Origin of the sequence: Acetobacterium sp. (genome assembly GCF_041752335.1) — a bacterium.
Taxonomy (GTDB): Bacteria; Bacillota; Clostridia; order Eubacteriales; family Eubacteriaceae; genus Acetobacterium.
In genome coordinates, this window is record NZ_JBGSHG010000062.1 from 1 (window position 1) to 12,919 (window position 12,919).

General features: G+C 40.9%; 17 protein-coding genes. 14 read left to right on the forward strand and 3 right to left on the reverse strand.

The genetic code is table 11. From position 1 onward, the window contains the following. On the reverse strand, nt 1-553 hold a 553-nt coding region (locus ACEW8F_RS07825; protein WP_373482914.1), incomplete at its 3' end, for a helix-turn-helix transcriptional regulator. Nucleotides 554-838: 285 nt separating this feature from the next. Here ACEW8F_RS07825 and ACEW8F_RS07830 point away from each other — a divergent pair. From ACEW8F_RS07830 to ACEW8F_RS07875, 10 genes are all read left to right on the forward strand, one after another. Continuing rightward, complete coding sequence (locus tag ACEW8F_RS07830) at nt 839-1,657, forward strand: pentapeptide repeat-containing protein (RefSeq protein WP_373482915.1); 819 nt, start codon at nt 839-841, stop codon at nt 1,655-1,657. 93 nt (nt 1,658-1,750) lie between these two features. Next, nucleotides 1,751-2,377 (forward strand): type 1 glutamine amidotransferase family protein, encoded by a 627-nt coding sequence (locus tag ACEW8F_RS07835; RefSeq protein ID WP_373482916.1) that lies wholly within the window; start codon nt 1,751-1,753, stop codon nt 2,375-2,377. A gap of 186 nt (nt 2,378-2,563) precedes the next feature. Continuing rightward, on the forward strand, nt 2,564-2,923 hold the full coding sequence (locus ACEW8F_RS07840; protein WP_373482917.1) for a DUF4180 domain-containing protein: 360 nt from the start codon (nt 2,564-2,566) through the stop codon (nt 2,921-2,923). A gap of 153 nt (nt 2,924-3,076) precedes the next feature. Then, nucleotides 3,077-3,643 (forward strand): DUF4256 domain-containing protein, encoded by a 567-nt coding sequence (locus ACEW8F_RS07845; protein WP_373482984.1) that lies wholly within the window; start codon nt 3,077-3,079, stop codon nt 3,641-3,643. A 49-nt stretch (nt 3,644-3,692) separates the two neighbouring features. After that, nucleotides 3,693-4,370, forward strand: coding sequence for an epoxyqueuosine reductase (locus ACEW8F_RS07850; protein WP_373482918.1), 678 nt, complete (start codon nt 3,693-3,695; stop codon nt 4,368-4,370). Nucleotides 4,371-4,621: 251 nt separating this feature from the next. After that, a complete protein-coding gene (locus ACEW8F_RS07855; protein ID WP_373482919.1) occupies nt 4,622-4,855 on the forward strand; it encodes an AbrB/MazE/SpoVT family DNA-binding domain-containing protein in 234 nt (77 codons plus the stop codon). Then, nucleotides 4,852-5,688, forward strand: a complete 837-nt coding sequence (locus tag ACEW8F_RS07860) for an ABC transporter ATP-binding protein (protein ID WP_373482920.1) — start codon at nt 4,852-4,854, stop codon at nt 5,686-5,688. Before ACEW8F_RS07855 ends, ACEW8F_RS07860 begins: the two co-directional genes overlap by 4 nt. A 7-nt stretch (nt 5,689-5,695) precedes the next feature. Next, nucleotides 5,696-6,343 (forward strand): ABC-2 transporter permease, encoded by a 648-nt coding sequence (locus ACEW8F_RS07865; protein WP_373482921.1) that lies wholly within the window; start codon nt 5,696-5,698, stop codon nt 6,341-6,343. A gap of 572 nt (nt 6,344-6,915) precedes the next feature. Next, nucleotides 6,916-7,803 carry a fructose bisphosphate aldolase gene (locus tag ACEW8F_RS07870; RefSeq protein ID WP_373482922.1) on the forward strand — a complete coding sequence of 296 codons (888 nt, stop codon included), beginning with the start codon at nt 6,916-6,918 and terminating at the stop codon, nt 7,801-7,803. A 192-nt stretch (nt 7,804-7,995) separates the two neighbouring features. Next, the gene (locus tag ACEW8F_RS07875; protein ID WP_373482923.1) at nt 7,996-8,355 is read left to right on the forward strand and encodes a hypothetical protein; all 360 of its coding nucleotides are present in this window, start codon (nt 7,996-7,998) and stop codon (nt 8,353-8,355) included. A 99-nt stretch (nt 8,356-8,454) separates the two neighbouring features. On the opposite strand, the gene ACEW8F_RS07880 is transcribed toward ACEW8F_RS07875, so the two are convergent. After that, complete coding sequence (locus ACEW8F_RS07880) at nt 8,455-9,231, reverse strand: alpha/beta fold hydrolase (RefSeq protein WP_373482924.1); 777 nt, start codon at nt 9,229-9,231, stop codon at nt 8,455-8,457. Nucleotides 9,232-9,253: 22 nt separating this feature from the next. Further along, complete coding sequence (locus ACEW8F_RS07885) at nt 9,254-9,835, reverse strand: TetR/AcrR family transcriptional regulator (protein WP_373482925.1); 582 nt, start codon at nt 9,833-9,835, stop codon at nt 9,254-9,256. A gap of 198 nt (nt 9,836-10,033) precedes the next feature. Between ACEW8F_RS07885 and ACEW8F_RS07890 the strand changes: the two genes are divergently transcribed. The 4 genes from ACEW8F_RS07890 (at nt 10,034) to ACEW8F_RS07905 (ending at nt 12,581) form a co-directional block, all read left to right on the forward strand. Continuing rightward, a complete protein-coding gene (locus ACEW8F_RS07890) occupies nt 10,034-10,486 on the forward strand; it encodes a DUF3795 domain-containing protein (RefSeq protein WP_373482926.1) in 453 nt (150 codons plus the stop codon). Then, nucleotides 10,487-10,993: a GNAT family N-acetyltransferase gene (locus ACEW8F_RS07895; protein WP_373482927.1), complete on the forward strand. Its 507-nt coding sequence runs from the start codon at nt 10,487-10,489 to the stop codon at nt 10,991-10,993. It begins immediately after the preceding gene. 12 nt (nt 10,994-11,005) lie between these two features. Beyond that, nucleotides 11,006-11,839: a GyrI-like domain-containing protein gene (locus tag ACEW8F_RS07900; RefSeq protein WP_373482928.1), complete on the forward strand. Its 834-nt coding sequence runs from the start codon at nt 11,006-11,008 to the stop codon at nt 11,837-11,839. Between the two features lie 193 nt (nt 11,840-12,032). Beyond that, nucleotides 12,033-12,581, forward strand: a complete 549-nt coding sequence (locus ACEW8F_RS07905; RefSeq protein ID WP_373482929.1) for a DUF6144 family protein — start codon at nt 12,033-12,035, stop codon at nt 12,579-12,581. The last annotated feature ends 338 nt before the right edge of the window (nt 12,582-12,919 follow it).

Here is a 12,919-nt window from a genome sequence, read left to right on the forward strand (position 1 = left end):
AGCCTTGTAAGTACCAATGACTACTTTTTAATACCAGCTGATATGGCTCGGCTGTTCGGGCGGTTTTATTTCCGTAGCGATCGGCATATTCAAACGAAAGCAGCTTGCTTTCCTGTAAAGCTGTTTTGATCATTTCTAAATTGGGTTGGATGTTCCCGTTGCCCATCCACGGACTTAAATCGATCGATATTTGATTTGCTTTTAATTCAATGTCTTTCGCTCTGTCAGCGGGGATAAAGCTCTTGACTTTAGCAAGGGCGTTTACCAGTTCATCACCTCGGATCAGAGTGGAAAGACTGGAAAGACCCATCAAGATCGCGGAAAGGTCGGCAGTCGAAAAAACCTTTCGATCAATCTTGTATTCTGGCATGATTTCAAAGCCGCCGCCCACTCCCGATGCCCCGCGAACAGGAATCCCCGCCATGTTGATGGTGTCGATGTCGCGGTAGATTGTTCGGGGTGAAACTTCAAACAGATCGGCTAACTCCTGTGCGCCGATACGCTTTTTATCAAGGAGTATCATAATAATGCTAACAAGCCTGTCAACTTTCATCGGATTGCCGCCTTCCCAAATTTCTTGTTATCATTATAAATTGTTGCCATACTGTTGTCAACAATTGCAAGGTATAATAAAAAAGCAACCAAATCAATCTACCGGTCAGGAGGAATCACGATATTGATAATAAAGAAGAACCGGGCTTTAGGGAATAATAATTCAGGTTGTGATTAGTTCGGGGGGTGCGATATAATATGAATTAATTCATAGACAGGCGATGAAATCCAAACGGATAACATGATGCGAAAAGATTTGTTAGGGCAAGACATGAGGTGTGATAGGATGAAAAATAATTGCAAATATACTGATTTAGAGGCGACGCTGCGCATTGATTGTGAAAAATGCAGCGGTTTATGTTGCGTCGCCTTATATTGTATGAAAACAGATGGGTTTCCCGATAATAAGCAAGCGGGGGTGCCCTGCAAACACTTGAGGGCAGATTTTTGCTGTGATATCCATGGGCAGCTGGCAAATAAAAAAATGAGGGGCTGTCTGGCATATGATTGTTTTGGGGCCGGTCAAAAAGTGACCCAAAGCAGTTATGCCAATGAAAACTGGAAAACCAATCCGGAAAAGGCCAATGAAATCTTTCAGGTCTTTATGGTTGTTTTTCAACTACACCAGATGGCCTGGTATTTATTGGAGGCGTCGTCTTTGGTCACGGATAAACGGATCAGCGCGGAGTTAGATGCTCTGATTGCCGAAAACATTAAAATGACCGCATTGACCCCGGCTGAAATTCTGCAGATTGATCTAACAAACTATCAAACCGGTGTTAATCCGGTGTTAAAAAAGGTAAGTAATCAACTATCAGCCGATTCTTTTGACAAGACAGAGCGCAAAGATTATTTTGGTAAAAATTTTAAACGGGTGAATCTTAATGGCCGAGATTTTAGTATGGCATTGATGATTGCGGCAAATCTGGAAGGCTGCAGCCTGACAGGAACTAATTTTCTGGGTGCCGATTTGCGGGACGCAAACATCAAAAATACAGATTTAAGCGGCAGTCTTTTTTTAACACAAATGCAGATCAATGCCGCCCAGGGAAATGCTAAAACTAAGCTTCCGTCGAATTTATACCGACCTGGCAGTTGGGATTGATCTTAATCAGGCTGGTCAAATATTCTTGTATTATCAACCAGGACGTTCTGGTTTCGCAATGAGTGATTATTTTAAAAATTGGAGGAAGAGAAAATGATGGGAACAATATATTTATATGTCTGTGATACCATGGCAGATTGGGAAATTGGATATCTAACGGCGGAACTTAACACCGGCAGATATTTCAAAAAGGGGCTGGCACCCTGCAAAATAGTAACTGTAGGCGTTGACACGACACCAGTTACGACGATGGGTGGGTTGAAAATACGACCGGATATCAGTGTGGCGAAGTGCGATTTAAAAAGCGCAGATGCTCTGATTTTACCCGGCGGAGATACCTGGTTAGAGGCAATCCACGAGCCGATCATCAATAAAGCCAAGCAGGGTATTAAAGAAAACATGATTGTGGCCGCCATTTGTGGCGCGACAATGGGACTTGCCAAGAATGGTCTGCTGGATTCAAGAGTTCATACAAGCAATGATCTGGGCTATCTCAAAATGGTCTGTCCGGATTATCAAGGTGAAGCATATTACAAAAATGACCCAGCGGTTACGGATGGAAGCTTAATCACGGCGACCGGGATCGCGCCACTGGAATTTACGGTGGAGGTCCTGAAAGCTTTGGCGGTCTTTTCACCTGAAACATTAGATGCCTGGTATCAGCTTTACAAAACCCATGAATCGGAGTACTTTTATGCGTTGATGAACTCGATACAATAGTGAAGGTCGTCTTGGTACAACAGCTACATGTTACGTTCGGTTGAATTAAAAAATAGCAAAGGTAATGATACGAATTAAAACGTAAGGATAAAATCACCGTGCCATTGATTACCAACAAAAATGACATTAACATAACCTAAAGACAAACGTCTATGCCAAACGAAATATAAAAAAGCGGAGGAAAATATGCAAATAGAAACACTAAATAACAACGGCCAGAGTATTGCCTATGTGCAGACAAGCACACCGATCCTGACCGATGTTCAGTCCGCACTGGATTTAATGGCGACAGTACGGTATGAAACCGAATGTGACGCGATCATTGTCGATAAAGAGGCATTAACAGAAGCTTTTTTTGATTTAAAAACCCGGCTTGCCGGAGAAATCACCCAAAAATATGTGAATTACGGCATCCAGCTGGCAATCATCGGTGATTTTTCCGGGTATACCAGCAAGGCACTCCTTGATTTTATTTATGAATCCAATCAGGGCAAACATCTGTATTTTGTGTCAGATGTGGAAGAAGCGCTGAAGAAACTAGGTTAAAATAATATTCGTCGTAAAAAGCGATCATAATCAAGTAATGAAAAATCCGTTTTAAGCAATTTAATAAGCGGCCGTAGCTACAGGTATGGAAAAAACTTAACGCCAACATGGTATTTCAATAATGAATTTTGATAATTTCAAGGAGGTTTCATGATGAAAAAGGTAAAATGGAAATTACCCTCAGAACAGCGCGATGAATTGCTCAGCCTTTTGAGCGCCCGTTTCGAGAAAAATATGAACCGTCATCAAGGTTTAACCTGGGCTGAGATTCAGGCAAGACTGGAAATTAAGCCAGAAAAACTATGGTCACTCAATGAAATGGAAAAAACCGGCGGTGAACCGGATGTAGTTAGCTATGATCAGGATGCGAAGGAATACATTTTTTATGATTGCTCGGCAGAAAGTCCAAAAGGCCGTAGAAATGTTTGTTACGACCGTGAAGGGTTGGATTCACGGAAAGAACATAAACCGGAGAATAGCGCCATTGATATGGCAACCGCCATGGACATTGAGCTATTAACTGAAGAACAATACCGGGAATTACAGAAACTGGGGAGTTTTGATACGAAAACGTCAAGCTGGGTGAAAACACCGTCTGAGATCAGAAAACTCGGCGGGGCGCTCTTTGGTGATCGCCGTTACGACCACGTCTTTATCTATCACAACAGCGCCCCTTCTTACTATGGAGTCAGAGGTTTTCGCGGTGTTCTAAAGGTCTGAATTATAAAAAAATGTTAAAGCCGGTAATGTCGCGGAGAAGGAGGGAAAATTGAAAGAAGAGATAAGAAAAAAAGTTTTAGATCTGGGAGCTGATGTATGTGGTTTTGCAAATATTGACAGATTTATTGATGCCCCTGAGGGGTTTCACCCTTGTGAGTGTTATCGCGATTGTAAATCTGCAATAGTGATTGGTTTTGCTTTACCGAAAGGTTTGTTTGAGGTTAAACCCGATTTGATGTATGGACATTTTAATAATCTGACAACTCCAGAAGTTGATAAGATTACGATGTCCACAGCAAAAATAATCGAAGATAGCTATAATGGGGTAGCTGTTCCAATACCATGTGATGCCCCCTATGAATATTGGGACAGTCAAAAAATGGAAGGACGTGGCTTGATTTCAATGAGACATGCTGCTGTTAATGCCGGAATTGGAACTTTGGGTAAAAATACCTTACTCATTAATGAAAAATATGGGAATCGACTAACCATCGGCGTAATCCTGACAAATCTCGAATTAGGATCAGATGACTTTGCCGAATCCATTTGTGTTGACGGATGTAATTTATGTATAAAAAGCTGTCCTGCTCAAGCAATAAATGAAGAATCTATTATTCAGAAATTATGCCGAAACAACGCTTTTGGAAAAACGGAACGAGGGTTTGACACCGTTGTGTGCAATAAGTGCCGGACGGTATGCCCGATGCGGTTTGGTCAATCAGATTAGTATAAGAAGAATAAGAATAAACCCTTAAGCTTAGAACTGCCAATGGCTCGTGATTGCGTGACCTTTAGGCAGTTTTCTTTTTATTAAATGGTTAGAGTCAGAATATGGTTGCGAAATTTACGCGGGAGTTTAGTTTACTGGTGCAATGATACTAAAAAAGAGGATTGACAAAACGATTGAAATGGAATATCCTTATGATAAGTAGTACAAATCATACTTATCATACTTTGTGCATTGAATGGAGGAAAATAATGACTCAACGAAAAGGAAAATATGCCTGGACTGTTAAGGTCGGCGAAAAAGGCCAGATTGTCATTCCCAAAGAAGCAAGGGATGTATTTAATATTAAACCGGGCGACACATTAATATTGCTGGGAGATGAAGAACAGGGAATTGCCATTCCCCCTAAAAATATGTTTGCTAAAATTTCGCAAATGGTTTTTGGCGGAATGAACGCTGATTCAGATCAGGGTGATGAAAAATGAGCGTTCTGGCGGTTAGTAATTTATGCAAAAAATACGATCAATTTCTACTGGATAATGTTTCTTTTGCGTTGGAAAAGGGCACCATCACCGGTTTTATTGGACGTAACGGCGCCGGCAAGACCACAACGCTTAAGTCACTGCTGAACTTTGTTCATCCGGATCGGGGTGAGATTTTATTTTTCGGAAAGGGCTTTAAAGCGAGCGAGTTTGAAATTAAGCAAAAAATCGGCTTTGTTGCAGGGGGAATTAATTATTATCCCAAAAAGAAGATCAAAGCAATTACGGCAACAACCCGGCGTTTTTATGAGAATTGGGATCAACAAGCCTATCAGCTTTATATGAAACGATTTGAATTGGACGAAAATAAAACCCCTGATGAATTATCAGAAGGAATGAAGGTAAAATATTCACTTGTACTGGCGCTTTCGCATCAGGCGGAACTGTTAATTCTGGATGAACCTACAAGCGGTCTTGATCCGGTTTCAAGAGATGACTTACTCGATGTCTTTTTAGGACTGTTACAAGCGGGGATCACCATTTTATTTTCGACCCATATTACCTCGGATCTGGAGAAGTGTGCGGATAATATCATCTATATCCAGAAGGGCAAGGTGTTGGCTAACAGCGATATGGCATCATTTCTGGCACAATATAAGGTTCTGGAATTTTCAGATGAACAACTGACCAATGATTTAAGATCCAAACTGATCGGATATAAACAGACCAAGCACGGCTATCGGGCGCTGATTAAATCAACAGATGTTAGTCATATCGATGATAACGTGACTGATGCAGATTTGGAAGCGATTATGATTCATATGGAAAAGGAATGATATCGTAATGAATAATCTGCTCTACAAAGAATTTAAGCTGGCGATGCATCCGACTGCACTTATATTTCTATCCCTGTCAGCAATGATGCTGATCCCGAATTATCCCTATTATGTGACGTTTTTCTACACCAGCCTGGGGATCTTCTTTATGTGTTTAAGTGGGCGAGAAAATAATGATATTTTTTATACCATGACACTCCCGGTTCGCAAAAAAGATATTGTCAAATCCCGCTTCTTATTTGTTGTCATTATTCAGATGGCCCAGGTTTTAACGGCGATCCCCTTTGCATATGTGAGAAGTTTATATGATATGCCGGGCAATCTTGTCGGGATTAATGCAAACACGGCATTTTTCGGGTTATCCTTTTTAATGATGGGTCTCTTCAATTTCGTCTTCTTTATCAAGTATTATAAGGATACCAACAAGGTTGGGGCCGCCTTTGGCTGGGGCAGTCTGGTGATGGCGATCTTTATGATCATTGCCGAAACAAGTGTCCATGTGGTGCCATTCATGAAGAATTATCTGGATACGAATGATCCGGATTTTATTCAATATAAACTGATGGTATTAGTCGTCGGCATCCTCTTTTATGGTCTGCTGACATTTGCTGCTTACAAAAAATCAGTAGGTTCCTTTGAAGCGTTGGATTTGTAGGCGACAAATTATTCAGCTCCTTATTAATATTATAATGTTTCAAGATTATCTGTCCTCTCTTTCCATGCCCAAATAAGCGAGCAAGTTTTTCGCCGACTAAAAATCAAGGTGCGTCATTGACGAGATAGCCCATTTGCCGATTATGCAGCAATCGGGAGAATGTTGTTTAAATGTTATGATACTAAACAATATTATATAAGAAATGGCAAGGGTTACGCTCATATCGACCGGCAGAATTATCGCAGGAAAAGGCTTTCGGAAATATGACATAATCAAACCGGTATAACAGGCTTGTGACCAGCATCGATAATTTTAAAAACCTTGAAGCAATCAGAATCAGCTGAGGTGAAGGAGCGTATAATTCTTTTAGAATTCGATAAATGACAAGAAGTGGTGAAGGCGAAATAGAACAAACATAGGTAGGGTGTTGCATAATTACTGAAAAACGACCGCATCGACGGGGTCGAAAAAGTCCCGGCAAAAATTCTTTTTTTAAACTTTAACCTTAAGGTGGTGTCAAAAGCTTTGAAAAGGTGTATAATACAATGGATAAATAAAACACGGAGGTAGTTATGAATTTGTCACAGTTGGAACGAATGAAAAATGATAACGGTTTTATAGCAGCGCTGGATCAAAGTGGCGGTAGCACACCAAAAGCACTGGCAAGCTATGGTATTCCCCAAGAAGCTTATGCGGATGAAACTGAGATGTTTCAAATGGTTCACGAGATGCGTTCACGGATTATGAAGAGCCCTGCTTTTACAAAAGCAAGAATACTGGCAGCCATCCTGTTCGAAAAAACAATGGACATGCAAGTAGATGGAAAATACAGTGCAGATTATCTTTGGGACAGTAAAGGAATCTTACCAATATTGAAAGTTGATAAGGGTTTATTAGAGTTGGAAAACGGTGTTCAATTAATGAAACCGATTCCGGACCTCGATGCATTGCTGGTTCGGGCGAAAGAACGACATATATTTGGGACGAAAATGCGTTCCGTTATAAAAGAAGCGAATCCAATGGGTATAAAAGCCATTGTTGATCAACAATTTGAGCTGGGTAAAGCGATTGCAGCGGCAGGGTTTATTCCGATTTTAGAGCCGGAAGTTGATATTCATGCCCCTAATAAGGCCGAAGTCGAAGTTATACTTAAACAGGAAATCCTCGAACACCTGAAAACATTGGATGAGAATTGTCACGTTATGTTTAAACTGACCATTCCAGATGTTGACAATTTCTATGAAGAGATCACCCAGAATCCAAATGTTATCAGAGTTGTTGCACTTTCTGGCGGATATTCCAGAAAAGAGGCAAATGAAAAACTGGCAAAAAATCCGAAACTGATTGCGAGTTTCTCAAGGGCACTAACTGAAGGACTCAATGCGAACCAAAGTGACGAAGAATTTAACGCAGTATTAGATGAATCGATTCAATCAATTTATGAGGCCTCGATTAAATAAAAAAAGAATGGCAAACAAATCTTTTAAGCAGCGATTTGTTTGCCGTCTTCTATTTTTTGAACGATTGTTAGGACTCGACTACTCAGGAACAACATGATACAATAAGCGAACAACCGGTGGGTTTGGTTACGGTGAAAACCCTGAGTAGAGCGGGGATTGATGAGGAAGAAAAGTCGGATTGGAGGGCTGAAGATGAATGATCTGTTGCTGATAAGCGGATCCATGATTATTGTAGTTTATTTGATCATTTTATCAAAAATAACAAAAAATATTGAACGATCAATCAGATTGTCAAATGCCTTTGTGGCTTTGGCTTGTTTTTTGATCTGTTTTTCACATTCGAGTTATATAAATTTTATCACGCTGCCCTGGGAAATGATTAGTATCAGTGCCGTATTTTTCGATTTCGGACTGGTCGCTTTCCTGGTCGGACTGTTTATCATGTTTGTCGAGCTGCTTAAAGATCCAATGTTTAAGTATTCGCCATATGTTGTTATCATTGGAATGAGTTTATTGACGATGTATGGTAATCTCGCCGTACCAATCGGATGAGGGCTTATTTAGGGAAAGCAGCAGGGTTGTGGTTTTATCCTGGGGTACACTAAGGCAGCGAATGAATCAGCACATAAAGCAGCAATTAATAAAAGGTCCTCAGGAACTTGGGGATAAAGGCAGATTGAAAAACTGCTCAGCTCGTTCCACCCATTCTTCGGGATGATAAGCACTGATTTCGGAATGACGATAACCCGGCAATTCAATTAATTGACAGTTCTTAACAGCGGTTTGGAATAGCGCACCAGACTCTTTAATGCACTTCATTTCCTTACTGCCATACCAGTAAAGTATATCGCTCTGGCTGTTTTTCAAACTGTCTTTCAGTTCATAGTTATAATAGGTGTCAAAAACCTGATTCATTGTTTCAATCTTAACGGCTGGGATATCTCGCAAGTATAATTCAGCAATGTCATCAGGTAAATGCATTTGTTTAGGAAGCATTGTCAGCGCCCACTGATTAAATCTTTTTGAAAACAGCCATTTGCCAAAATATTTATAGACAAAGCGACTGTATTTTAAAAGAGCTGGCTGGGGAATACACAGGCCACTTTCGATAATCGCTTTTTCGGCAAGGTCGGCTCTTCTGGATAAGAGTTCAATGGCGATCTGCCCGCCCAGAGAAACCCCGCTGAGGGCGAAAAGTTTGCCATCATTGTTGTGGTCAATATAATCAAGTATTAAATCAGCAATTTTTTCGGTAGAACAATAGGGCACTCCGGCTTCTTCACCGTGACCGTCGATTACTGGTAAGATCACATGGTATTTATGTTGCAATAATCGGGCTTCTTGTAAATATAGCCAATAGGACCAACCAGCACCGTGAACGAGCATGATCGATGGTGATTTTTTATCCCCGTATTCATAAAACTTCATCACTTATTCCTTTCCTGGTCTGCTAAAATAATTCATCTAACATATTTTCAATCAGCTGAAGGATAATTTTCTCAATCCCGGCTTCCACCAAGATATCTTTGTTTTGGACTGTGAGATTCATGATCTGAACCCAGTTAATAACGGCATCAAGATCACATGGCTCTTTTTTTTCACGTACATAGCGTAAATTTCTTTCCATTGCTACTTTTATATCGGTTATTTCATAAAGACAATCGCTAGGAAGCCGGGTGGATAAGTTCTGAAGATCTTCTCTGGTCAAAAAACGATAGACATTGTGCTCATCTTTCAAAAACATACAAGCGTATAATTCGCGCAAATCATTTCGTTCAAGATGTGCCTTTGCCTGAATGATTTCTTCAAGCTTATCGTTTATGCTTTGCTGGTATGAATCAGCAAGTGCATAAACCAGCATTTCTTTAGAGTTGAAAAAATTGTAAAAGGTACCTTGGGCAATCCCCACTCTTTTTGTAAGTTCGTGAATACTCATTTTTTTTAGACCATTCCGCCTGATCAATTCCAAGCCAACCATCATGAGCTGATTTGCTATTTCTTGTCGTTTTTCGTTTGAATATATTTTTGGCACCGTCTCACCCCTCATTAATATGAATATATATTATTTATATTCATATTATTAGTATAGACCAGATTTATTTCTTTGTCAACGCAGCGATTATTATGCTAAAATTATAAATATCGACAGCTATCTCATTAAATTATCGTATTTGACAGATGAGTGTAGGCAATTAAATCAGTAGATTCTAAATAAAGAGAGGTAATTTGTATGGAAGAAAATCTAATTGCCCCCTGCGGCATGAATTGCAGCTTATGTGTCGCCTATCAAATGAAAAAAGGTGATTTGAAAAAGCAGGGATTTAATCGAAAATACTGCCCCGGCTGTATTCCCAGAGGCGAAAACTGCACCCATATGGGCGATCAGTGTGAGCTGCTTAAAAATGGCCGGGTTCGTTTTTGTTATGAATGCAGTGATTTTCCCTGCAAGCGGTTAAAAGGACTGGATAAGCGTTATCGGACCAAATATCATATGAGCATGATTGAAAACCTGAAGGCGCTTCAGAAAAATGGGATGGCCGCGTTTCTCAAAAGCGAAAAGAAGCGGTGGGCATGCCCAAAATGTGGTGAACCAATTTGCTGTCATAACGGGCTCTGTCTGCATTGTGATCTTGAGATTTTGCGAACAAACAAACGATACCGCTGGAATGAGGAGGGAATATAAGTGAAGACGAAACTACGTAAATGGAAGATGGAAGATGCCCAGCAGCTTTCAGAGATGTTGAACAACCAGAAAATTCTGGCTAACCTGCGGGACGGATTGCCATTTCCCTATACCATTGATGATGCAAAAAAATATATTCAGGCCATGCTGGATGCCGATCAAGACCAAACCTTTGCTTATGCCATCACCGATGAAGATCGGGTCATTGGCAGTATTGGCGTGTTCCGCAAAGATAATATCCATTTTCAAACCGCTGAACTGGGTTATTACATTGCCGAACCTGATTGGGGTCAGGGTCATGGAACCCGGGCGGTAAGACAGGTCTGTGAACTGATTTTTGAAACAACCGATATCATCCGGATTTTTGCCGAACCTTTTGCCCGAAACCTGGGGTCATGTCGGATTCTTGAAAAAGCGGACTTCCAACTGGAAGGAATACTCAGAAAAAATGCCCTTAAAAATGGTCAAACAGAGGATATGAAACTATATGCGTTAGTCAGAGCATAAGGACCGGGCAGGATGTTGAAGAACGAATTGGTCAGTAAAGCCATCGAATATATTCTCAAAAATATGAATGAGGAAATCGCCATCGAAGACGTGGCGGAATATTGTCATCTTTCCAAGTATTATCTTTGCAGAGTTTTCAAAGCCGAAACTGGTGAAGGGGTTTACGCCTTTATCAAGCGTCTGAGAATGGAACAAAGCGCCATTGAAATGAAGATTGGTAAGGACAAATCGATTACCGATATCGGGATGACCTATGGCTACAGTTCATCAAATTACAGCACCGCTTTTAAGAAGCACCATCACCTTTCCCCGGCGGAATTTCGCAAAACTGTCAATGCCAGCTGTGCCCCGCACCCGTATCTTCCTGATCAGTTGGCACGATTTCAGTCCTTTGAGGGATACGATCAGAAGATTGAGATCAGGGATCTGGCGGATTTTCTGGTGATCTATGAGCGGTATCTGGGAAATTATCTTGATCTCGGAGTACAGTGGGAAGCTTTTACAGCCAAGTATCAAGCCGATATTAATGCCGATGCCCTTCTGATTGAACGTTACTATGATGATCCAGCCATTACCAGAGTTGGCCAATGTTTGTATGATCTTTGTATGACCGTCGAGGCGAATTGCCAGCTCGCGAATATCACTACCATTGAGGGCGGAAAATTTGCGGTTTATCGCTTTGATGGTCAGATCAAAGATATCTATGAAACCCTTCAGGGCATCTTTAATATCTGGCTGCCAAACAGCGGCTATGAAATGGATGAACGCTATGGGCTTGATATTTATCGCCAGATTGATAGAGAAAACAGCCAGGTGATTATGGATTTGTGCATCCCTGTTAAATAGCGCAAGAATTCAGAAGTAACGACACAGACTTTCTTTTATAATGATAATTGTCAAGGGACAGCGGTCGGTTTAAAAGCGGTCTGTTTTTAAGTTTTTGGAAATACTTAATTTGAAAATCTTATTAATAGAAAAGCTACCGCAATCAATTAAGCCGGTCCGGCGCATCAATAAAGCAAAAACGGAGGATGTTAATATGTTTGATATCAGAAAAATTCAGGAACAGGTTATTTATCAGGCGGTCAAAGATAAAAGCAATGAGGAGGTCGCCAACGCAATCGTTTTTGGCCCGGATGAACAGGCGAAAAAAGAGGATAATCCGGCATGGGTCAAAGCGACGATGGAACGGCTGGAAAACCAGTTTGATCATGATACTGTTGTGCAGATCAGGAGAAACTGTCAATGCGGCTACGGCATGGATGAGAAATTGACGTTGGTAGAAGAGCTGGTTGCAGCATCCGCGAGTCTGGAAGAATTCGGAAAGCTGGATAAGGCCAATGCGGTGGGGCTTTTTAGTGACAATGGGGAACTTTATCTGCAGTTTCCTTTTTGTCCCTGCCCAATGCTGGAAGGAGTTGATCGCCTGGAGACCGATACCTGGTGTCAATGCACCACCGGTTACAGCCAGGTACTTTTCGAAAAAGCGTTCCAGTGTCAAGTTGCGGTGGAGCTCCTGAAAAGCATCAAAATGGGTGATGACAAATGTCTGATGAAGATTATTCCCGAAAAAGATATCTGGAAATAAAAATCATCAGGAGAAATCTCGCAGATTATAACCAGAATTTTGACCTGAGCCGGTGCTGCAGATAAAAATGTAGTAGCGGCGCTTGTCTTTTTAGGGTAGTGGAAGAGTCACGCAAAAGTCAATAAACCATAAAGTCAGCAGTGATTTAGCCATCAAACGAGGTATTAATGTCAAACTCAAATAAATATCTTATCGTGAAGCGATAAAGAATTGCAAAAAAATCAGAATAATAGTATCATTACAACTAAGTAACTAATTATAGTATAAACGGTTCTGTTCCACCTGAATAACCTGTTATTCAGGTGGAACAGTGAAATGCCACAATTGTCGGAACAAGA